The organism is Gordonia desulfuricans NBRC 100010 (assembly GCF_001485495.1).
GTDB lineage: Bacteria > Actinomycetota > Actinomycetes > Mycobacteriales > Mycobacteriaceae > Gordonia > Gordonia desulfuricans.
In genome coordinates, this window is the sequence record NZ_BCNF01000114.1 from 1 (window position 1) to 21,458 (window position 21,458).

At 69.1% G+C, this 21,458-nt stretch carries 18 protein-coding genes and 1 tRNA gene; 8 read left to right on the forward strand and 11 right to left on the reverse strand.

The genetic code is table 11. From position 1 onward, the window contains the following. Nucleotides 1-118 precede the first annotated feature (118 nt). Nucleotides 119-3,730, reverse strand: a complete 3,612-nt coding sequence (gene metH, locus GD1_RS17700) for a methionine synthase (protein ID WP_059038600.1) — start codon at nucleotides 3,728-3,730, stop codon at nucleotides 119-121. Between the two features lie 50 nt (nucleotides 3,731-3,780). Between metH and GD1_RS17705 the strand changes: the two genes are divergently transcribed. Further along, the gene (locus GD1_RS17705; RefSeq protein ID WP_059038602.1) at nucleotides 3,781-4,659 is read left to right on the forward strand and encodes a PAC2 family protein; all 879 of its coding nucleotides are present in this window, start codon (nucleotides 3,781-3,783) and stop codon (nucleotides 4,657-4,659) included. Nucleotides 4,660-4,755: 96 nt separating this feature from the next. Here GD1_RS17705 and GD1_RS17710 read toward each other — a convergent pair whose 3' ends face one another. The 6 genes from GD1_RS17710 to GD1_RS17740 all read right to left on the reverse strand — a co-directional run bounded on the left by GD1_RS17710 (nucleotide 4,756) and on the right by GD1_RS17740 (nucleotide 10,198). After that, nucleotides 4,756-5,064, reverse strand: coding sequence for a hypothetical protein (locus GD1_RS17710; RefSeq protein WP_053776762.1), 309 nt, complete (start codon nucleotides 5,062-5,064; stop codon nucleotides 4,756-4,758). 57 nt (nucleotides 5,065-5,121) lie between these two features. Then, nucleotides 5,122-6,381, reverse strand: a complete 1,260-nt coding sequence (gene mshC, locus GD1_RS17715) for a cysteine--1-D-myo-inosityl 2-amino-2-deoxy-alpha-D-glucopyranoside ligase (protein ID WP_059038603.1) — start codon at nucleotides 6,379-6,381, stop codon at nucleotides 5,122-5,124. A gap of 555 nt (nucleotides 6,382-6,936) precedes the next feature. Then, nucleotides 6,937-7,797: an SCO1664 family protein gene (locus GD1_RS17725; RefSeq protein WP_083534347.1), complete on the reverse strand. Its 861-nt coding sequence runs from the start codon at nucleotides 7,795-7,797 to the stop codon at nucleotides 6,937-6,939. Between the two features lies 1 nt (nucleotide 7,798). Next, nucleotides 7,799-8,476, reverse strand: coding sequence for a DUF3090 domain-containing protein (locus tag GD1_RS17730; protein ID WP_053776760.1), 678 nt, complete (start codon nucleotides 8,474-8,476; stop codon nucleotides 7,799-7,801). Nucleotides 8,477-8,504: 28 nt separating this feature from the next. Beyond that, the gene (locus GD1_RS17735) at nucleotides 8,505-9,278 is read right to left on the reverse strand and encodes an MSMEG_4193 family putative phosphomutase (protein WP_059038605.1); all 774 of its coding nucleotides are present in this window, start codon (nucleotides 9,276-9,278) and stop codon (nucleotides 8,505-8,507) included. Nucleotides 9,279-9,355: 77 nt separating this feature from the next. Next, nucleotides 9,356-10,198, reverse strand: a complete 843-nt coding sequence (locus GD1_RS17740) for an undecaprenyl-diphosphate phosphatase (RefSeq protein ID WP_059038606.1) — start codon at nucleotides 10,196-10,198, stop codon at nucleotides 9,356-9,358. A gap of 103 nt (nucleotides 10,199-10,301) precedes the next feature. Here GD1_RS17740 and GD1_RS17745 point away from each other — a divergent pair, with 103 nt between their 5' ends. The 3 genes from GD1_RS17745 to GD1_RS17755 are packed head-to-tail and all read left to right on the forward strand — an operon-like array spanning nucleotide 10,302 to nucleotide 12,831. After that, nucleotides 10,302-11,423, forward strand: a complete 1,122-nt coding sequence (locus GD1_RS17745) for a YncE family protein (protein ID WP_238403606.1) — start codon at nucleotides 10,302-10,304, stop codon at nucleotides 11,421-11,423. Next, nucleotides 11,423-11,734 (forward strand): DUF5703 family protein, encoded by a 312-nt coding sequence (locus GD1_RS17750; RefSeq protein WP_053776757.1) that lies wholly within the window; start codon nucleotides 11,423-11,425, stop codon nucleotides 11,732-11,734. Before GD1_RS17745 ends, GD1_RS17750 begins: the two co-directional genes overlap by 1 nt. Continuing rightward, nucleotides 11,728-12,831 carry a quinone-dependent dihydroorotate dehydrogenase gene (locus GD1_RS17755; protein WP_059038608.1) on the forward strand — a complete coding sequence of 368 codons (1,104 nt, stop codon included), beginning with the start codon at nucleotides 11,728-11,730 and terminating at the stop codon, nucleotides 12,829-12,831. Before GD1_RS17750 ends, GD1_RS17755 begins: the two co-directional genes overlap by 7 nt. Before the next feature lie 105 nt (nucleotides 12,832-12,936). On the opposite strand, the gene GD1_RS17760 is transcribed toward GD1_RS17755, so the two are convergent. Together GD1_RS17760 and GD1_RS17765 are read right to left on the reverse strand one after the other, a co-directional pair. After that, complete coding sequence (locus GD1_RS17760) at nucleotides 12,937-13,482, reverse strand: YbhB/YbcL family Raf kinase inhibitor-like protein (protein WP_053776755.1); 546 nt, start codon at nucleotides 13,480-13,482, stop codon at nucleotides 12,937-12,939. A 114-nt stretch (nucleotides 13,483-13,596) separates the two neighbouring features. Next, a complete protein-coding gene (locus GD1_RS17765; RefSeq protein WP_020792303.1) occupies nucleotides 13,597-14,943 on the reverse strand; it encodes a M20/M25/M40 family metallo-hydrolase in 1,347 nt (448 codons plus the stop codon). A gap of 108 nt (nucleotides 14,944-15,051) precedes the next feature. Here GD1_RS17765 and GD1_RS17770 point away from each other — a divergent pair. From GD1_RS17770 to GD1_RS17780, 3 genes are all read left to right on the forward strand, one after another. Then, a tRNA-Leu gene (locus tag GD1_RS17770) sits at nucleotides 15,052-15,137 on the forward strand. A 198-nt stretch (nucleotides 15,138-15,335) separates the two neighbouring features. After that, a complete protein-coding gene (locus GD1_RS17775) occupies nucleotides 15,336-16,367 on the forward strand; it encodes a nucleoside hydrolase (RefSeq protein WP_059038616.1) in 1,032 nt (343 codons plus the stop codon). A 10-nt stretch (nucleotides 16,368-16,377) separates the two neighbouring features. Continuing rightward, a complete protein-coding gene (locus GD1_RS17780; protein ID WP_059038609.1) occupies nucleotides 16,378-17,331 on the forward strand; it encodes an LLM class F420-dependent oxidoreductase in 954 nt (317 codons plus the stop codon). Between the two features lie 30 nt (nucleotides 17,332-17,361). On the opposite strand, the gene GD1_RS17785 is transcribed toward GD1_RS17780, so the two are convergent. Then, entirely contained in the window at nucleotides 17,362-18,672 is a 1,311-nt protein-coding gene (locus GD1_RS17785) for a lysine N(6)-hydroxylase/L-ornithine N(5)-oxygenase family protein (RefSeq protein ID WP_059038610.1), read from the reverse strand. Nucleotides 18,673-18,940: 268 nt separating this feature from the next. Here GD1_RS17785 and GD1_RS17790 point away from each other — a divergent pair, with 268 nt between their 5' ends. Next, nucleotides 18,941-20,116, forward strand: a complete 1,176-nt coding sequence (locus tag GD1_RS17790; RefSeq protein ID WP_059038611.1) for an isochorismate synthase — start codon at nucleotides 18,941-18,943, stop codon at nucleotides 20,114-20,116. On the opposite strand, the gene GD1_RS17795 is transcribed toward GD1_RS17790, so the two are convergent. Continuing rightward, a complete protein-coding gene (locus GD1_RS17795) occupies nucleotides 20,103-21,446 on the reverse strand; it encodes a cation:proton antiporter domain-containing protein (protein ID WP_083534349.1) in 1,344 nt (447 codons plus the stop codon). The two genes, GD1_RS17790 and GD1_RS17795, sit on opposite strands and share 14 nt — an antisense overlap. Nucleotides 21,447-21,458: the final 12 nt, after the last annotated feature.

Here is a 21,458-nt window from a genome sequence, read left to right on the forward strand (position 1 = left end):
CGACACGCCTCGTCGCTTCGCTCCTCATCGGCTCAACCACCAACGCCCAGTGGATGATTGAGCCGGGACCGAGCATCGCGAGGACCCGAGCCGAAATCCCCGCAACCCACCCTCGGGCTCAGACGTTGAAGTACTTCGCCTCCGGATGGTGCAGGACGAATGCATCGGTGGACTGTTCGGGGTGCAGCTGCAACTCCTCCGACAGCACCACGCCGATGCGTTCGGGTTCGAGGAGCTCGATCATCTTGGCGCGGTCCTCCAGGTTCGGGCATGCGCCGTAGCCGAAGGAGTAACGCGCACCGCGGTATTCGAGATCGAAGAAGCCCTGGGCGGTATCCGGGTCGTCGGCGGCCATCGCGCGGTCGGCGAACTTCAGCTCCGAGCGCACCCGCTGATGCCAGTACTCGGCGAGCGCCTCGGTGAGCTGCACACCGATGCCGTGCACCTCGAGGTAGTCGCGGTAGGCGTCGGCGGCGAACAGCTCGTTGGCGAAGTCGGCGATCGGGTTGCCCATCGTGACGAGCTGGAACGGCAGCACGTCGACCTGACCGCGTTCGATCGCCGATTCGCGGGATCGGACGAAGTCGGCGATGCACAGGAACCGGGTGCGCTGCTGACGTGGGAACTCGAACGAGAACCGTACCGGTGCATCGGGTCTCGGCTCGGTGAGCACGTGCACCACGTCGCCCTCGCTGACCGCCGGGAAGTAGCCGTAGACCACCGCGGCGTGCTGCAGGATGCCCTCGGTGGACAGCCGGTCGATCCACGACCGCAGCCGCGGCCGCCCCTCGGATTCCACGAGATCCTCGTAGCTCGGGCCCTCGCCGCCACGGGCACCACGAAGTCCCCACTGGCCCAGGAACAATGCACGCTCGTCGAGGAACTGCAGGTAGTCGGCGACGGGTACGCCCTTGATGATCCGGGTACCCCAGAACGGCGGTGTCGGCACCTCGTTGTCGGCGGCCACGTCGGAACGTTCCGGCACCTCGACCGGCGCCTCGGCGGCCTTGCGCTTGGCCGCGATCCGCTGCGACCGCTCGTGCCGCGCCTTGCGTTCGGCGACCTTCTTGGCAGCCGCGATCGCCTCCGGACTGTCGGCGGCCGGGGTCTCCCCTCGCTTGATCGCCATGATGTCGTCCATCAGACGCAGCCCCTCGAAGGCGTCACGCGCATAGTGCACGTCACCGCTGTAGACCTCGGTCAGGTCGTTCTCCACATAGGAGCGGGTCAGCGCGGCACCACCGAGCAGCACCTGGTAGGTCTCGCCGAGACCGCGCGCAGTGAGCTCCTCGAGGTTCTCCTTCATCACCACGGTGGACTTCACCAGCAGACCCGACATCCCGATCACGTCGGCACGCTTGTCCTCGGCCACGTCGATGATCGTCGCGATCGGCTGCTTGATCCCGATGTTGACGACCTCGTAGCCGTTGTTGCTCAGGATGATGTCGACCAGGTTCTTGCCGATGTCGTGGACGTCGCCCTTGACGGTGGCCAGCACGATACGGCCCTTGCCGTCCTCGCCGGTCGACTCCATATGCGGTTCGAGGTGCGCCACGGCGTTCTTCATCACCTCGGCGGACTGCAGCACGAACGGCAGCTGCATCTGGCCCGACCCGAACAGCTCGCCGACCGTCTTCATCCCCGACAGCAGGGTCTCGTTGATGATCTGCAGCGGCGGAACCTGGGTCATCGCCTCGTCGAGGTCGGCCTCGAGTCCGTTGCGCTCACCGTCGACGATCCGCCGTTCGAGTCGTTCGAACAGCGGCAGCTTGGCCAGCTCCTGCGCCCGCGACTCGCGCGCCGAGGCCGCCGAGACACCCTCGAACAGCTCCATCAGCCGCTGCAGCGGATCGTAGCCCGGGTCGTCGGGACCGTCGGTCCCGCTCAGACGGCGACGGTTGTAGACCAGGTCGAGGGCCACCTCGCGCTGCTCGTCGGGGATGCGGTTCATCGGCAGGATCTTCGACGCGTGCACGATCGCGGTGTCGAGTCCGACACTCGTGCACTCGTGCAGGAACACCGAGTTGAGCACCTGCCGCGCGGCCGGGTTCAGGCCGAACGAGATGTTGGAGACACCGAGGGTGAAGTGCACCTCGGGGTGTGCCTCCTTGATCCGGCGGATCGCCTCGATGGTCTCGATGCCGTCGCGGCGCACCTCTTCCTGACCGGTGGAGATCGGGAAGGTGAGGGCATCGATGATGATGTCCTCCTCGGCCAGCCCCCAGTTGTCGACGATGTCGGCGATCAGCCGCTCGGCGATCCGCACCTTGTCGTCGGCGGTACGGGCCTGTCCCTCTTCGTCGATGGTCAGGGCCACCACCGCGGCACCGTGCTCGACGACGAGCCGCATGATCCGGGCGAACCGGGAGTCCGGGGCGTCACCGTCCTCGTAGTTGACCGAGTTCACCGCGCAGCGGCCACCGAGTGCCTCCAGGCCGGCCCGGATGACCTCCGGTTCGGTGGAGTCGAGCATGATCGGCAGCGTCGACGACGTCGCGAAACGGCTCGCCAGTGCGGTCATGTCGGCGGCGCCGTCACGGCCGACGTAGTCGACGTTGAGATCGAGCATGTGTGCACCGTCGCGGGTCTGGTCCTTCGCGGTGTCCAGGCACTTCTGGTAGTCGGCGGCGATCATCGCCTCACGGAACGCCTTGGAGCCGTTGGAGTTGGTCCGCTCCCCGATCACCAGGAAGCTGGCGTCCTGGTCGAACGGGACCGCGGTGTAGAGCGACGACGTCTCCGCCTGGTGTTCGGGCGTGCGGACGGCCTGCGGGGTCTCGGCGACCGCGGCCGCGACCTGCCGGATGTGTTCGGGCGTGGTGCCACAGCACCCGCCGACGAAGGACAGTCCGAACTCGCCGACGAACTGCGACAGCGCCTGCGCCAGCTCGTCGGGGCGCAGCGGGTACTCCGCACCCTTCGGTCCGAGCACCGGCAGACCGGCATTCGGCATCACCGACACCGGGATGCGGGCGTGCCGCGACAGGTAGCGCAGGTGCTCGCTCATCTCGGCGGGGCCGGTGGCGCAGTTCAGGCCGATCATGTCGACACCGAGCGGCTCGATCGCGGCGAGGGCGGCACCGATCTCGGAACCGAGCAGCATCGTGCCGGTGGTCTCGACGGTGACGTGCGAGATGATCGGGATCTGCCGGCCGAGGTCACCCATGGCGCGCCGGGCCCCGACGACCGCGGCCTTCACCTGCAGCAGGTCCTGGGAGGTCTCCACCAGGACGGCGTCGGCACCGCCGTCGAGCATGCCTGCGACACACTCGTAGTAGGCGTCGCGGATGATGGCGTAGGAGGTGTGGCCCAGGCTGGGCAGCTTGGTGCCGGGACCGATCGACCCGAGCACATAACGGTCGGTGCCGTCGGCGGAGGGACCCATCTCGTCGGCCACACCCCGGGCGATCGCGGTGCCCTTGTAGGACAGCTCACGGATGCGGTCGGCGATGTCGTAGTCGCCGAGGTTCGACAGGTTGCACCCGAAGGTGTTGGTCTCGACGGCGTCGGCCCCGGCCTCGAAATAGGCGCGGTGGATCGCCTCCAGGACATCCGGTCGGGTGTCGTTGAGGATCTCGTTGCATCCCTCGAGGCCGGCGAAATCATCCAGGGTGAGATCGGCGGCCTGAAGCATCGTGCCCATCGCCCCGTCGCCGATCAGTACCCGACGCGACATCGCGGTGATGAATGTCGTGTCGTAGTCCCGGGTGGTCGATGCGGTGGTGGGCATGATGTTCAGAGTAGTTCGCTCTCGGTTCGGTTCGGTCGTAGGCTGGTTCGGTGAACGCTGAGCAGATGTCGAACCTTCCCCGCCTGCGCAAGCCGATCCTCCTGGCGGCCTTCGAGGGCTGGAACGATGCCGGCGATGCCGCGAGCAGTGCCGTGGAACATCTTGCACTCACCTGGGACGCCCGCCCGCTCGCCGAGATCGAATCCGATGACTACTACGACTTCCAGGTCAATCGTCCGACGATCAAACAGATCGACGGTGTCACGCGGCGAATCGACTGGCCGACGACGTCCATTTCCTACTGCAGCCCCGTCGGGGCCGACCGGGATATCGTACTCGTGCGTGGTATCGAACCCAACATGCGCTGGCGTGCGTTCTGTACCGAGATCGTCGAGCTGGCCCGCCGCCTCGAGGTCGAGACCACGGTGATGCTCGGCGCACTGCTCGCCGACACCCCGCACACGCGCCCGGTCCCGGTCACCGGCAGCGCCTACAGCAGCGACGCCGCCGAACGCTACAACCTGGCCGAGAGCCGCTACGAGGGACCCACCGGGATCACCGGCGTACTCCAGGATCTGTTCGTCCAGGCCGGTGTGCCCGCGGTGTCGTTCTGGGCCGCGGTCCCCCACTATGTGTCCACCCCGCCCAACCCCAAGGCGACGGTCGCCCTGCTCAACCGGGTCGAGGAGGTCCTCGACATCGAGGTGCCGCTGGGCACCCTGCCCGAGCAGGCCGAGGAGTGGGAGCAGGCGGTCACCGAGATGACCGAGGACGACGAGGAGATCGCCGAGTACGTCCGCGGCCTCGAGGAACGCGGCGACGCCGAGGCGAACACCGACGAGGTGATGGCCAAGATCGACGGCGACGCCCTGGCCGCCGAGTTCGAGCGGTATCTCAAGCGGCGCGGTCCGGGGTCCTTCGGGAGCTGAGCGCTCCCGGACCCGGTATTCACCGAGGCCGGGCCGGACGGCCCCGTCCGGGCGGGCGCCGGGGGCTCTTCCCCGGACCCGCACACCCCGACGGGGTCAGCCGATCCGTTCGATCGACACGACCGGGGTGGTGATCCGCCACGTCCGCACGTCCGGGTCGTCGGCGGCACGCACCCAGAACTGGGCGGACTCGCCGATCCGGCATGACTTCACCCCGAGCAGCGGGATGTCCTCGGAGTCGCGGCGGAGCGCACTGACCGCCCACTCCTCGCTGTCGGTGCTGCCGACACCGGGGGCCCGCAACAACGTCATCTCCTCGAAGTCGAGCAGATATGTCGATGTCCGGGTCTGAACGGTCCACACCCCGGAATCGGTGTCCGGGCGGATCTCCTGCACGCGCGCCACGGCCGAAACTCTACTAAGCCCACGCACCGAACACCCAGTCGACCGCCCACGACCGGCTCAACCGGCCGTGCCGGTCCCACGGAGGTCGACACCGAGCAGGGCGTCGACGGCCTGCGCGATGGCCGACGGCGCGTCGGTGTCACCGCCGATGCCGCGTTCGACGTCCCGGCACCACCCGTCCACGGCGTCGAGGGCCTTGGGGGTGTCGAGGTCGTCGGCGAGGTGCTGACGGACGCGCTCGACGATCGGTGCGGCGTCGGGTCCGGCCGGTGCGGCGACCGCGGTGCGCCAGCGCGCCAGCCGGGCCAGGCCGGCGTCGAGCACCGCGTCGGTCCACATGCGGTCACCGCGGTAGTGGTCGGCGAGCAGGGCGAGCCGGATGGCCCCGGGATCGACGCCCTGAGCACGCAGCCGCGACACGAACACCAGGTTGCCGCGACTCTTGGACATCTTCTCGCCGTCGAGTCCCACCATGCCGGTGTGCACATAGTGCCGGGCAAACCGCCGTGCACCGGTGAGGGCCTCGCCGTGGGCGGCGGAGAACTCGTGGTGCGGGAAGATCAGGTCGTTGCCGCCGCCCTGGATGTCGAACTCGATGCCGAGCCGGTTGAGGGCGATCGCCGAACACTCGACGTGCCAGCCGGGGCGGCCCGCACCGAACGGCGCCTCCCAGGACGGTTCGCCGGGCCGTTCGGCCCGCCACAGCAGGGCGTCGAGGCGGTCGCGCTTGCCTGCACGGTCGGGGTCGCCACCGCGCTCGGCGAAGAAGCGCTCCATCGTCGTGCGGTCGTAGCCGGATTCGTAGCCGAACTGCTCGGTGGCGTCGATCCGGTAGTAGACGTCGGGGAACTCCTGGTCGTCGACCACATACGCCGAGCCGGAGGAGAGCAGCTTCTCCACCATCTCCACGACCTCGCCGACCGATTCCATCGCCCCGATGTAGTCCCGCGGCGGGAGTACCCGCAGCGCGGTCATGTCGTCGCGGAACAGCTGGATCTGGGACGACCCCAGTTCGCGCCAGTCCACGCCGTCGCGGTCGGCGCGCTCGAACAGCGGATCGTCGACGTCGGTGATGTTCTGCACGTAGTGCACGTCGTGGCCGGCGTCGCGCAGCACCCGGTTGACCATGTCGAAGGTCAGGTAGGTGGCCGCGTGCCCGAGATGGGTTGCGTCATAAGGGGTGATCCCGCACACGTACATGGTCGCGGTGGTCCCGGGGGTCACCGGACGGACCTGCCGTGCGGAGGTGTCGTAGAGGCGGAGAGCGGGCCCCGCGCCGGGAACGACGGGCAGGGCGGGATCGGGCCACGATTGCATGTCACCACTGTATGGCGCGCGGCATCGGTCGACGTGACGAGGCCCCGCGCAGCCGGCCGTGACGTCCGCCTCGGCACCCGGCGAGGACGGCGCGATCCCACCCTTGACATTGCGAGAGCACCGCCCGCTGACAGCGTGGGCACCGGTCACGATGGGACCTTCGATGCCACCTCTTCGTTCCGCTCTCACCACCACGGCCACGTAACCCGAGACCGGCCCCGCCGGGGTCGCCGACTTCCACTACGCCCCCGTCCCGCTGATCATGTTCGTCGCGGGGTGGCTGTTGCTGGCGTGGGTGGCCGTCCGGCTGTTGCGCGACCCCGCCGGCACCGCGACGGCACGCATCGGACGATCGGTGACCGCACTCTGCCTGTTGCTGTTCGTCCCGCAGTTCTTCGCACCCGGTCCGGTCCGGATCGTGCACGGGATCGTGTTGGGGATCGGGCTGATGGTGTGGGCGGCCGGTACCCGTCAGGTGACCCGCCGGGCAGGGCTCACAAACCGCACGGATACCCGTTCAGAACACGCGAGAACGCTCAGAACTCGGGGACACGCTCAGAACGGGGGCCAGGGAATCGGACGATGAGGCGGTGGGGTCGGCATCGTCGACGACTCCGCGACGATGATCGAGCGCATCGTCAATGCGTCGATCTCGTCGGCGGTGATGTGGTGTGCCAGGTCCGCCCGCAGCCGCGACGACGGCGATTCGAGGTCGTCGGCCAGCCGCTCGACGTCGGCGATCAGGTGCGCCGGGATGGGTTCTCCCGCCCAGCCCCACAGCACCGTGCGGAGTTTGTCGTCACCGTGCAGACATATGCCGTGGTCGACTCCGTACACGCCGCCGTCGAGTCCTTCCAGTACATGCCCGCCCTTGCGGTCGGCGTTGTTGAGGACGAGGTCCAGGACGGCCATCCGTTGTAACCGTGGATCGTCGGCGTGGACGAGCTCCACCGGATCGCCCCGTCCGTCCAGGGCCCGCAGGATGGAGCGGTAGCCGTCGGGAACGGCCTCGGGCGGGCACAGGTCGACGAGTTCGATCCGCGGCGGCTCGGCTTCCGGGTCGGGGGTGTCGACCCAGCGCTGCACCATGCCGATGCCGAGGGGGCCGTCTCGCAGCACCGTGGTGGGTACCGTTCCCCATCCGAGTGCGTCGGAGATGAGGAACGAGGCCACCTCGCGGCCGGCGAGGGTGCCGTCCGGGAAGTCCCAGAGCGGGACCTCACCGCGCACCGGCTTGTAGACGCACCGCACCACCGAGTCGTCGAGGGTGGCCTCGCAGACCAGCGTGGCATTGCTCGCCGTGGGAATCCGACCGAGGATGCCCAGCTCCCCGTCACGCAGGATCGCCGCCAGGTCGGCGGTGGCGTCCGCGCTGCTCTCGTCCGGGTCGTGCGGCACACGATCTCCGATCGTCATGTCAGCCGCGCGGACCGGGGTCGTCCGGGTCGTCCGGATCCTCGGGGTCGTCGTAGATCTCGGATCCGCCGGCGAGTCCGTTGAAGACGTCCGGGTCGATGAAGTCCAGGGACTTGCTCAGTTCGGCACCACGCTTGTAGCCGTTGGTCCGCACGCAGAGGTGTCCGTCGGCGTCGAGCGGGTCACCGCACAGCGGGCAGGGCGGGCGACCCGCGGAGATCACCCGGGTGGAGCGGGTCGCGAACTCGCGGGCGGCGTTGGTGGTGAGGAACACCCGCACGGCGTCGGGACCCTCGTCGGTGTCGTCGAGGACGACACTCTCGTCGAACTCACCCTCGGTGATCGCGAGCAGTTCGACCACCACGGCCTCGGACTCGGCATCCCATCCGAGTCCCATCGTCCCCACCCGGAACTCCGCGTCCACCGGCATGACGAGCGGACTGAGGTCACCGATCTGGTCGGTCTCGGGCGGGATCGGGGTACCGAAACGACGGTGGATCTCCTCGAGCAGCGCCCCGATCCGCTCGGCGAGGATCTGGACCTGCTGCTTCTCCAGCATGACGCTGATGATGCGTGCCTCGTGCACGGCCTGGAGGTAGAACGTCCGGTCGCCGGGCTGGCCCACCGTCCCGGCGACGAATCGGTCCGGACTGCGGAACACATGGATCGCTCGTGACATCACACACCTCCTTGTCTGTCGTATCCCATTATCCGGCCTCGACCGGCGTGCGCGCCTGCACCGGGGCATCCTCGCCCGATCGGCCGGCTCCCGCATCGGGCCGGTGCCCGTCACCGGTCCCCGGATCGCCCCCGACCACCGCGTCGTCGGTCTTCGGCGGACGGATCGGCACCGACAGCGTGGCCGTCGAGTTGACGGTGTGCACATGCGGCCGGGTCGCACCGTAGCGGATGATGCTCACCGAGGCCGGCTCGACGACGATCCGCTGGAACGCGTCCAGATGCATCCCCATCGCATCCGCGATCACCGACTTGATCACGTCGCCGTGGGAGCAGGCCACCCACACCCCGGCACCGTCGGGTCCGCCGTGGACCGCGTCGAGCTCACGGATCGCGGCCACCGCCCGTGCCTGCACCGCGGCCAGCCCCTCACCCTCGGGGAACACCGCCGCCGACGGATGCTGCTGGACGGTCTTCCACAGCGGTTCGGCGAGCAGTTCCCGGATGGAGCGGTTGGTCCAGGTGCCGTAGTCGACCTCGGCGAGATCGTCGACGACCACCTCCGGCACCTCGCGACCGTCGGCCCCCAGGGCCGCGAGCAGCGGCGCGACGGTCTCGGCACATCGTTGCAGCGGTGAGCGGGCGACCGCGGTGATGTCGGGGAGACAGCCGGTGAGTCGCTCGACCAGTTCGGCGGCCTGCCCACGTCCCTTGTCGTCGAGGGCGATGCCCGGGCTGCGCCCGGCGAGCACCCCCGACGTGTTGGCCGTGGAGCGGCCGTGGCGCACCAGGATCACGGTCATGGGTCAACTCTAGGCAACGTCGCCGCTCTCCGGCATCCGGCACACGGGGCCGGCCGTGTCGGCGCGGGTCACACCGATCACGTCGCGCTGATCACGCCCCCGGCCAGCAGTCCCATCACGGTCAGGCCGAGGATCACGCGGTAGGCGCCGAACCAGTTCATCGAGTGGTTGCCGACGAACTTCAGCAGCCAGGCGATCGACGCATAGCCCAGGATGAAGGCGACGACCGTCGCCACGATCAGCTGCGCCCCGGTCGACTCCATGCCGTCCCCGGTCGGGTTGATCGCGTCCGGGATGCTGAACAGTCCCGAGGCGGTGACCGCCGGGATGGCGAGCAGGAAGGAGAACCGGAACGCGGCCTCACGCTCGAGCCCGAGGAACAGACCCGCACTGGCGGTCGCGCCGGAGCGGGACACGCCGGGCACCAGCGCCAGGCACTGGGCCAGACCCATCACCAGTCCGTCACGGAGGGTGAGCTGTTCCATCGACCGACGGCGGGTCCCGTACTTCTCGGCCAGCCAGAACACCCCGGAGAACAGGATCAGCACGGTGGCGACCAGCCAGAGATTGCGGGCCGCGGTGCGGATCTCGTCCTTGAGCAGATATCCGAGCAGGCCGATCGGGATGGTCGCGAGGATGACGTACCAGCCGATCCGGTAGTCGAGGCCGCGTTCGGTCCGGTCGAAGAGTCCACGGAACCAGGCGATCACGATCCGCACGATGTCGCGGGCGAAGAAGACCAGCACCGCCGCCTCGGTGCCCAGCTGGGTCACCGCGGTGAACGAGGCCCCGGCGTCCTGCCCGAACATCAGTTCCGAGGCGATCCGCAGGTGCCCCGACGACGAGATCGGGAGGAACTCGGTGAGGCCCTGGATCGCACCGAGAACGATCGACTGGGTCCACGTCATGGTGTCGGTCACGGCGCCCGATGCTACGCGGGGTCGGCGGCGATCCCCGCGCGAGCCGACGCGACGCCCTCGACCCCGGCGATGGTCCACAGCGTGGGTGAAGCAAGATGGTGCTATGCATTCCGGCCGCTCCCGATTCCCCCGAAATCCGCGTGCCCGCCGCGCCTGTGTCGCGCTCGCGCTGCTGCTCACGGCCGCGTTGTCGGCCGCGTGCGGATCCAGCTCGGATTCGGGGTCGACGCCGAACGTGGCGACCGTCTCCCCCGCGTCGGCCGTCCCCGCGCCGGCCGGACCGGCAGCGAACCCAGCCGGTGTGATCATCCCCACATCCCCGGGCAGTTCGGTGATGGCCCGTTCGGGCGGTTCGCTGGCCGTCCTCGGTGCCGCGGGTACCGAGATCACCCGCTTCGACACCGCGGCTATCACCAGCCCGCCGACCACCGTCACCACCCCGGCACTGACCACCCTGATCGGCACCGGGAACGGCGAGTTCCTCGGCGTGGGCCCGGACACCCTGGTCCGCATCGCCGCCGACGGCACGGTGCAGACCAGTCCCACCGACGTCGCCGACCCCACCGCACTGGCCCGTACCGCAGACGGTCGCGTCCTCGTGGGCACGGGCGACGGCCACGTGATCGTCTTCGACACCGGCCTGAACCGGCAGCGCGACATCGGCGGCTTCGTCCGCGTCGACGCCATCACCGTCTCTCCCGCCGGTGCCGACCTCGACGGCGAACAGGTCGTCGTCCTCGACCGCGCGCAGTCGTCGGTGACCCCGGTGAACATCGACACCGGCGAATTCGGTGCCGCCTTGCGCGCCGGCAACGGCGCCACCACGGCCACGGTCGACCGGTACGGCCGGATCCTGGTGGCCAACACCCGCGACGACGAGATCATCGGATTCTTCGGTTCGCCGCTGGTGATGCGGTTTCGCTACCCGGTGGCCGACGGCCCCTACGCCGTAGACTACGACGACACCCACGAGCTGCTGTGGGTCTCGACGACCGGCGACAACGAGGTGGTGGCCTATGACCTGGCCAGTGGAGAACCCGTCGAGAAGCACCGCTTCGCGGCCGTCGCACAGCCCGACGCGATCACCGTCGACGACGCCTCCGGCACGGTCTATGTCCTGTCCCACCGCGACGGCGGACTACAGGTGGTCGCGCCGCCCTACGGCGGTGGTGCGGTGAGCACCCCGACCGGCACCCCGACGACCGCGGCGGAACCCACCTCGTGATGCTGCGTCGCCCAGGCGGCCTCCCGGCCGGTTCCGGACGGACCGCCGCCCGGATCGGTGCCCACTATCCGCGTGGCTGGGAGGTCACCTCCGAGGACATGGAATGCCTGCTGATCCGGCTGCCACCGGATGTCACCCGGGTGACCGCGTCGATGCGTCTGGCCCTCGAGGCCGAGTTCGGCGGCTGGGAACTGTCCCGGGTGCGGCTGTACTCCGACGGCACCCGCAAGGTGCTGCTGAAACGACGTAAACCACCCCGCGGGCAGACGGCCCGCCCCGACGACCCCGACGAGGATGCCCGCGCGTGCTGACCACACTCAACCGTCTGCTCTACCCGGTGCTGTTGCGCCTGATGTTCCTGGTCCCACCGGAACGCATCCACACGATCGTGATGACGACGATCCGTACCGCGATGCGGGTGCCGCCGCTGCGTGGTCTCGCGGCGAGGCTCTTCGCCCGCCACGACCCGATCCTGCGCCAGCAGGTCTTCGGTGTCGAGTTCCCCGCACCCCTCGGCCTGGCCGCCGGCTTCGACAAGTCCGCGGCGGCGGTGAACGCATGGGGCCAACTGGGTTTCGGCTTCGCCGAGATCGGCACCATCACCGGGCGCGCACAGCCCGGCAACCCGCAGCCGCGACTGTTCCGGCTGCCCGCCGACCGTGCGCTGATCAACCGGATGGGCTTCAACAACCCCGGTGCCGACGTCGCCGCCGAGCACCTGCGGTACACCCGCCCGGGTCCGGTGCGCGTCCCGATCGGCGCGAACATCGGCAAGACCAAGGTGGTGCCGCTCGACGAGGCGGTCGACGACTATCGCTACTCGGCCCGGCAGCTGGGCCCGCTCGCCGACTTCGTGGTGGTCAACGTGAGTTCCCCCAACACACCCGGACTGCGTGATCTGCAGGCGGTCGACTCGCTGCGCCCGGTGCTGACCGCGGTCCTCGCCGAGGTCTCGGTTCCGGTGCTGGTGAAGATCGCACCCGATCTGGCCGACGAGGACGTCGACGCGGTGGCCGACCTCGCGGTCGAGATCGGCCTGGCCGGGATCGTCGCGACCAACACCACCATCGAGCGCGCCGGCCTGGCGACCCCGGCCGCCGAGGTCGCCGGCATGGGCGCGGGCGGATTGTCCGGCGCACCGCTGACCGAACGGTCCCTCGCGGTACTGCGGCGGCTGTATCGCCGTGTGGGCGGGCAGATCACGCTGATCAGTGTCGGCGGCATCGAGACCGTCGACGAGGCATGGGAACGCATCCGGGCCGGTGCGAACCTGCTACAGGCCTACACCCCGTTCATCTACGGTGGCCCGGTCTGGACCCGGGAGATCAACGCCGGTGTCGCCGCGCGTGCCCGGGCCGCCGGGTTCGTATCGCTGTCCGACGCCGTCGGCAGCGGCGCACAGGACTGACACCGCGCACACCCGAGACGGACACAGGCAGGTAGATACACAGACAGGGCGGTCACCCCAGGAGGTGACCGCCCTGTCTGTGTATCTCTGTCCGTGTCGTGCGGGTCAGATGTCTTCCGACGGCTGTTCGTAGGTGCCGACGATCGTCGCGCGGGCGATCGCATGGGAGAACAGGTTGAACCCGAGGTAGGCCGGGGTGGCGCCGTCGGGCAGGCCGAGGCTCTCCACGTCGACGGCGTGCACCACCACGAAGTAGCGGTGGGGTCCGTGTCCGGGCGGCGGGGCGGCGCCGACGAACCGCTTCAGCGACGCGTCGTTGGCGAGGGTCACCGCACCGGCGGGCAGTCCGCCACCGGTGTCGTCGCCGGCGCCTTCGGGCAGGCTGGTCACCGACGCGGGGATGTCGGCGACCGCCCAGTGCCAGAAACCGGCGGCGGTCGGGGCGTCGGGGTCATAGACGGTGACCGCGAAACTCTTGGTGCCCGAAGGGAATCCGGACCACGACAGCTGTGGTGAGAGGTCGGCGCCACCGGCCCCCATCAGACCGCTGACCTGATTGTTCGGCAGGGGCTTGCCGTCGGTGACACTCTCGGAGGTCAGCGTGAACCCCGGCAGGGTCGGGAGTGGCTCATACGGGTCGAACGTCGACATCGAACACCTTTCTTCGCGGAGACCGGTCCTTCTCGCACACCGCACACGTCATGGGTCGCACATCACATGCCGGCCTCACCCACTCTAGGCGAGGCGCACATCTGATCGGCCGGATCAGCTGTGCAGCAGGAAGTGCTCGAGGACCTTGGTGCCGAAGATCACCGAGTCCACCGGCACCCGCTCGTCGACGCCGTGGAACAGCGCGGCGAAGTCGAGGTCGGCCGGCAGTTGCAGCGGGGCGAACCCGAAGCAGCGAATCCCCAACTTGGCGAAGGCCTTCGCATCGGTACCCGCCGAGAGCATGTAGGGCACGGTCTTGCCGTCGGGGTCGTTGGCGAGGATCGCCGCGTTCATCGCGTCGACGAGGTCGCCGTCGAAGGTGGTCTCGTACGAGTCGAGGTGGGTGATCCACTCCCGGGTCACGTTGGGCCCGATCAGTTCGTCGATCTCGGCCTCGAACGCGGCCTGGCGGCCGGGCAGCACGCGGCAGTCGATGACCGCCTCGGCCTTCTGCGGGATCACATTCGCCTTGTACCCGGCGCGCAGCATGGTGGGGTTGGCGGTGTCACGCAGGGTGGCGCCGATGATCCGGGCGAGACTGCCGAGCTTGAACAGCCGGGTCTCGAGATCCGGTGCGTCCGGGGCGAAGTCGAGACCGGTCTCCGCCGACACCGCGGCCAGGAACTCCGACACCGACTCGGTCATCACGAGCGGGAAGGTGTGCCGGCCGATCCGGGCGACCGCCTCGGCAACCGCGGTGACCGCGTTGTCCTCGTGCAGGAACGAGCCGTGGCCCGCGGTGGCGTCGGCGGTCAGCCGCATCCACCCGAGGCCCTTCTCGGCCGTCTCGACGAGATACAGACGCCGTTGCGTGCCGTCCGGGCGGTCGACGGTCAGCGAGTACCCGCCGACCTCCCCGACCGCCTCGGTGACGCCCTCGAACAGATCGGGTCGGTTCTCCACGAGCCACTGCGATCCCCACGTGCCACCGGCCTCCTCGTCGGCCAGGAAGGCGAACACGATGTCGCGGGGTGGGACGGTGCCCTCGCGCCTGAACTGACGGGCCAGGGCCAGGGCCATTCCGACCATGTCCTTCATGTCGACGGCGCCGCGCCCCCAGATGTAGCCGTCCTTGACCGTCCCGGCGAACGGGTGGACGCTCCAGTCGGCAGGTTCGGCGGGCACCACATCGAGGTGTCCGTGGATCATCAGGGCGCCGCGGCCGGAGTCCGGGTCGCCGGGCAAGGTCGCGAAGACATTGCCGCGCCCGGGTTGACCGGACTCGACATACTGTGTGACGTAACCCACTTCCTCGAGTCGGCCGGCCACCCATTTGGCGCACTCCTCCTCGCCGCGGGTGGTCTCCAACTCGCCGGTGTTGCTCGTGTCGAAGCGGATCAGGGTGCTGACGAGATCGACGACTTCGTCGACCGCGCGGGGGGTCGTGAGCTCAGAAGACACCCCTCACTCCTACGGGATTTGGGATACGGGGGCAACCTCGGTTAGTGTTACCGAGCCAGCCGATGAGAGAGCGACGCAGACGCCGGCAAGAGCAAGAGAACTGAACAGGTCCGAGTGGCGGAATGGCAGACGCGCTAGCTTGAGGTGCTAGTGCCCTATTAACGGGCGTGGGGGTTCAAGTCCCCCCTCGGACACAGCGAAGGCCCCCAGCAGAAATGCTGGGGGCCTTCACTTTTCGCCCGTGATGCGGTTGGCGCCACCCCTCCCCGCGGTCGCCGTCTCCGCCCGGATCACCCTGCCGGACGCACGGAGATCGCCGGTGTCGGCGAGATCACCCGCCGCCGCGGCGGTCCGGCGTGCGGGCCGATCCGGCCCCGGGAAACAATGGTGCGGTGACACAGCGCCTGTTCTACGACTGCGACACCGGTATCGACGACTCGGTGGCCCTGCTCTATCTCCTCGGCCGCGACGACGTGGATCTGGTGGGCGTGGCGTCCACGGCAGGCAACGTGCCGGTGGACGTGGTGACCGCCAACAACCTGTCGTGGCTGTCGCTGTGCGGGCGCACCGACATCCCGGTGTACCGCGGCGCCGATGGTCCGCTGGTCGCCGACCTGATGACCACCGAGGACACCCACGGTCCGCTCGGGGTGGGTTACGCCGAGCTGCCCACGCCCACCATGGCGGCGGCCGAGACCGATGCGGCCGACGCGTGGATCGAGGCGAGCCTGGCCCATCCAGGGGAACTCGTCGGACTCGTGACGGGCCCGTCGACGTCCCTGGCGACCGCGCTACGCCGCGATCGGTCCCTGCCCTACCGTCTGCGTCGCCTGGTGATCATGGGCGGCGCTTTCCACGTCCACGGCAACACCACGCCGACCTCGGAATGGAATGTGGCGGTGGACCCGGAGGCCGCGGCGGAGGTGTTCGCCGCGTTCGCCGCCGACGGCACCCCGAATCCGATCGTGTGCGCACTCGACCTGACCGAGCAGATCGTCACCACACCCGACCACATCGTGCGGCTGGCCGCGGCGGCCGGCAGCACACCGCTGGAGTGTCCGGACCCGTCCGACCGGCGGGGGCTGAGATCGGTGGCGAGCAACGAGATCATCCGGCATCTCGTCGACGCGCTGCGCTTCTATCTGGAGTTCCACGAAGCCCACGACGAGGGCTACATCGCGCACCTGCACGATCCGTTCGCGGCGATGGTGGCGCTCGATCCGACGCTCGTGGAGACCGTCGGGGCACATGTGGCGGTGGAGTTGGGCGGCACGCTCACCCGCGGTACGACGGTCGCCGACGAACGCGGGATGTGGGATGGTGCCCCGAATGTCGCGATCGCGACGTCGACCGACGTCGATGCGGTCTTCGATGCGCTGATCGAGACGGTCGGTTCGCTGGCCCGCCGCCTCGGCGCGCGCTAGCGTCGAGGAGGTGACACTCCTCGGATATCAGATCCCGAACTTCACCTACCCCGACATCGCACCCGAAGACCTCTTCCCCACCGTCACCGCGCAGGCGGTCGAGGCCGAGGCCGCCGGCTTCGACACGGTCCTGGTGATGGACCACTTCTATCAGCTGCCCATCCTCGGTGAGCCCGACGAGCCGATGATCGAGTGCTACACGCTGTTGTCGGCACTGGCCCAGCACACCTCGCGGGTGCGGCTGTCGGCGTTGGTGACCGGGAACACCTATCGCAATCCGACGCTGCTGGCCAAGACGGTCACCGCACTCGACGTGGTCTCCGGCGGACGTGCCCAGCTCGGGATCGGGGCCGGGTGGTTCGAACTCGAGCACGACGCCCTCGGCTTCGAGTTCGGGACGTTCACCGACCGGTTCGAGAAGCTGGAGGAGGCCCTGCAGATCATCCTGCCGATGCTGCGGGGTGAGCGACCCACCGTCGACGGCAGGCGCTATCGGGTCACCGATGCGATCAATTCGCCTGCGCCGCTGGGCCGGATCCCGGTGATGATCGGCGGCGGCGGCGAACGCAAGACCCTGCGCATGGTGGCGCAGTATGCCGACGAGTCGAACCTGATCTGTGGCCGCGACGAGATCGGCCGCAAGCTCGATGCCCTGGCCGGACACTGTGAGGCACTCGGACGTGATCGCTCGGAGATCACCGTCAGCCTGCAGACCACGGCATGTGTGGCGCCGACGCACGAGGAGGCCGTCCGCGAGTTCGAGGCGTACCTGCAACGGAACCCGCGCGCGCAGGTGCGTAGCGCGTCCACCATCGTCGGATCGCCCGACGAGGTGGCCGCCCGGTACGCGGAGCTGCTCGCCGCCGGGGTGGACGGCGTGACGGTCAACGCCCCCGCCAACGGGCATGTGCCCGGGCGGGTCACCCTGCTGGGTGAGACGTTGTCGGCGGTCGTCGGTCGTTGACCGGCCCCGGGGCGTCCGGGGTGGCCACGTCTATCGCGTGGTCACCTTGGACGCCTCGAACTCGGCTCCGACCGATCGGAGGGCGCTGTTCGGGTCGCCGGCCGCGACGAGGGTGTCGACGATCTCTCCCGAGCGCACCGCCACATTCGACAGCAGCGTCGAGGTGAGGCCGTGGGTGTGTTCGGAATTGCCCTGCACGAAGATCGATCCGGTGATCTCCGGATCGGTGCCGAGCCGGTAGTTGCGATCGAGAACCGGACGGCCGTGAACATCGGCGTGACACTGCGAGGCGAGGTCGCCGAGCAGGTTGGCCACCGGCGTCGGCTCGAAACCGGTTCCGAAAACGACGGCGTCGCAATCGAATTCGAGTTCCTCCCCGGTCATCCGGTTCACCGCGCGGATGTGGACGGTGTCGTCGGATTCGACGATGTCGACCACCTCGGTGGCACCGTGGACGAACAGTCGCCGCTCCCCGCTGACACGTTCGGTGTACTCGCGGCGGTAGAGCTCGGCGATCAGATCGGGATCGACCGCGGAGTAGTTGGTACTACGGTGGTAGGTCAGGAACCGCTCACGCCATTCGGGTGCGGCCGCGAAGTACTCGTCGACCGTCGACGCATCGAAGACCCGGTTGGCGTAGGGGCTGTCGTCGGCGGGAGTGTATCCGTACTTGGAGAAGATCGCGTGGACCTCGGCGCCGGTCTGATCGTGCAGGTATCCGGCGACCTCCGCGGAGCTCTGTCCGGCCCCGATCACGGCGTACCGACGGTGGGTCGCGGGCGGCAGCGCTGCGAGTCGGGGCAGCAGGTCGTGGTTGTGGAAGACACGCGGACCGGCCACCACCCCGGCCGGCAGTTTGCCGCGAATGCCGCCGCCGAGCACCACATTTCGTGCTCGCTCGACACCCTGGCCGGTCTCGATCTCGAAGGCGCCGTCATTCCATCGGACCGAACGGACCTCGGTCGAGTACCGAACCGGCGTCTGCACGCGGGCGGCGGCCCACTGCAGGTAGTCGTGGAACTCCGAGCGCAGCGGGAAGAAGGTGGCGAGGTTGATGAAGTCCGCGAGCCGGCCGCGGTCGGCGAGGTAGCTCAGGAACGAGAAACCGCTCGAGGTGTTGCGCTGGGTGACGAGGTCTTTGAGGAACGACACCTGCATCGTCGCCCCCGGCAGCAGCATTCCCGGATGCCACTCGAAGCGGTCGCGGCGCTCCAGGAAACGGGCCGACAAGGGCTGACCGGTGGTGGTGGCGTTGTGTTCCTCGATGGCGATGGCCAACGCCAGATTCGATGGGCCGAATCCGATTCCCACCACGTCCAACGTGGAACTGTCACTGCGCACGCGCTACTCCTCTGCGTTGACACCGGCGCTTGTTCGTCGGCCTGGTGGAGCCGGATTCATCTGCTGTGTCCGACGGGTCGATCGGCGATGCTCGCCCTCGCGGGATGAACTCACCACCGTGGGAACTCCCGGCCCGATGGCCGGTCATCGTCTAGGTAAGTCTAACCTAAGGAGTTGCTGGGAGTGAACCCGGCATCCACACCAGGATTCCCGACACCGCCCGCCGATCCCGTCTGCGCCCGGTGTCCTCGTCAGGAGCTGCCACGAGATGAAATCTCCGATCGTCGCGCCGGCCGATACCCATGCGACGGCCTCACCCGCCGCACGTCCCGGCCACACAACCCCAGATGACTTGGACGGATTCCTCTTCTGCCGCAACGATTATCATGTCCTAGGCACTGGTCGTCACACCGTCTTCGACGACCCCGCCGATGCCTGTGCCGCCCTCCGCGACGGCTCCGTCGACGCCGTCGTCGGCGCCCTTCCCTTCGATCCCCGCGACCCCGTCGCACTGACCGCACCGCAGCGGTGGGTCAAGAACTCGGGACCGTGGCTTCCGACCACCGACGGCGGCTCCCCCGCGGCGCGGATCGAGCGCCGGGACCCCGAACCGGAGGATCACCGACGTCGGGTCGCTGCCGCCGTCGAACGGCTGGCCGACCCGGCCGGTGAGCTGCAGAAGGTGGTCCTCGCCCGCGCCCTGCGGCTGCGCACCGAGTCGGCGATGACGCCGTGGGAGCTCGCCGCCCGGTTGCGCACCCTCGATCCCCGGGGCTCGGTGTTCGTCACCGACCTGTCCTCGGCCCCCGGCCACGGGGGCGCCCATCTGGTGGGGGCCAGCCCGGAGGTACTGATCCGCAAGAGCGGCTCACTGGTCACCGCACATCCGCTGGCGGGCTCGGCGGCACGGCATCCGGATCCGGTGGTCGACGCCGAACGCGGTCGGGCACTTGCGGTGTCGAAGAAGGATCTGGACGAGCACCGGTATGTCGTGGATTCGCTGCGGAGTTCACTGGCACCGCTGTGTGCCGAACTCGACATCCCGGACGAGCCTGTGATCATGTCCACACCGTCGATGTGGCATCTCGGCACCCCCATCCGTGCGACGGTGGCCGACGCCTCGGTCACCGCTCTCGACCTCGCGATCGCGGTGCACCCGACACCGGCGATCTGCGGCACGCCCACCGTGCCCGCGCGTGACCACATCCTCGCCACCGAGGGGTCGCGGGGCTTCTATGCCGGCGCGGTCGGCTGGTCGGAGTCCGCGCCCGCCGGCGGCGACGGCGAGTGGATGGTGTCGATCCGCTGTGCGGAGGTCGCCGCCGACGGTGAGATCACCACCTGGGCCGGCGGCGGGATCGTCGCGCAGTCCGATCCGGCCGCCGAGGTCGCCGAGACCGAGGCCAAGTTCGCGGCGATCCTCTCCGCGTTCAGCCTTCGGTAGTTCGCACCGCCGGAACCGGGGCCTCGTCGGCACGGTCGAGATCGGCACGGTCGAGATCGGCACGGTCGAGATCGGCACGGTCGAGATCGGCACGGTCGAGATCGGCACCGTCGGGATCGTCGATGTCGGTCCTCGGTCCGGCGTGCGCCCCGCGTGCGACACAGAAGGCCACCCAGGGGCCCGCCATGATGGACGTGATCACGGCGAGCAGCACGACGATCATGTAGATCTCCGCACTGAAGACACCCATGTGCAGACCGGCGGTCGCGATGACGATCTCGACGACCCCGCGCGCGTTGAGCCCGGCACCGAGCGCCGCCGAGTCCCATCGGGGAACCCCGGCGACGCGGGCACCGACAAAGGTGCCGACGAACTTGCTCACCACCGCCGCGAGCACCACCGCCGCCGCCACTCCGGCCACCACCGGGTCGGCGATCAGATGCAGGTCCAGGTGCAGACCGGCACCCGCGAGGAAGACCGGGGCGAGCACCCAGGTGGTGACCGCGCGCAGCGGCGCCAGTACCGCGTCGCCACGGCGGCCGATCATCACGCCACCGAGAAATGCACCCAGCACCGGCTCCAGGTTCAGCGCGCCGGTGATCGCCGCGCACGCGATCAGGATCAGCACGACGATCCCGCCGGTCTGACCCTCGTGTCGTGAGGACTCCAGCCGATCGAGTGCGCGGCTGACCGGTCGCCGCAGGACAGCGGTGGCCACCAGCACCCCGACCAGGGCGCCGAGGGTCAAGGGCAGGCGGCCGCCGCCGAGGCCCGACGTCGTCATGGCCGACACCACGGCGAGGATGACCCACGCGGCGATGTCGGTGAGCGTTCCGGTGGCCAGCGTGAGCTGTCCGATCTCCTTGCGGAGCAGATCGAGCTCGGTCAGGATTCGCGCGATCACCGGGATCGCGCTCACCGACAGCGCGGTGCCCAGGAGCAGCGCGAATTCCGTGGTGCCGGTGGACTCGCCGTGCATCGCCTGCGGGATGAGCAGGCCTGCGCCGACGCCGGTGGCCAGCGGGACCGCGAAGGATCCCAGGCCGACCGACGCCACCACCTTGACCCGTCGGCGCAGGAAGGGGCCGTCGAGGTCGACCGCGGCGAGGCCGACCAGCAACACCACCCCGAGGGTGCCGACCGCCGAGACCAGCGGGAGATCGTCACCGTCACCGAAGTCGAGCGACTCCGGGAGCACGGTGCCGAGCAGCGACGGCCCGAGCAGGACCCCGGCCGCCAGCTGCCCGGTCATCGCCGGCATTCCCAGCCGCCGCGCGATCATGCCGCAGACGAGCGCCGCCAGCAGGACCAGGGCGAGATGTCCGAGCATCGACTACCGCCG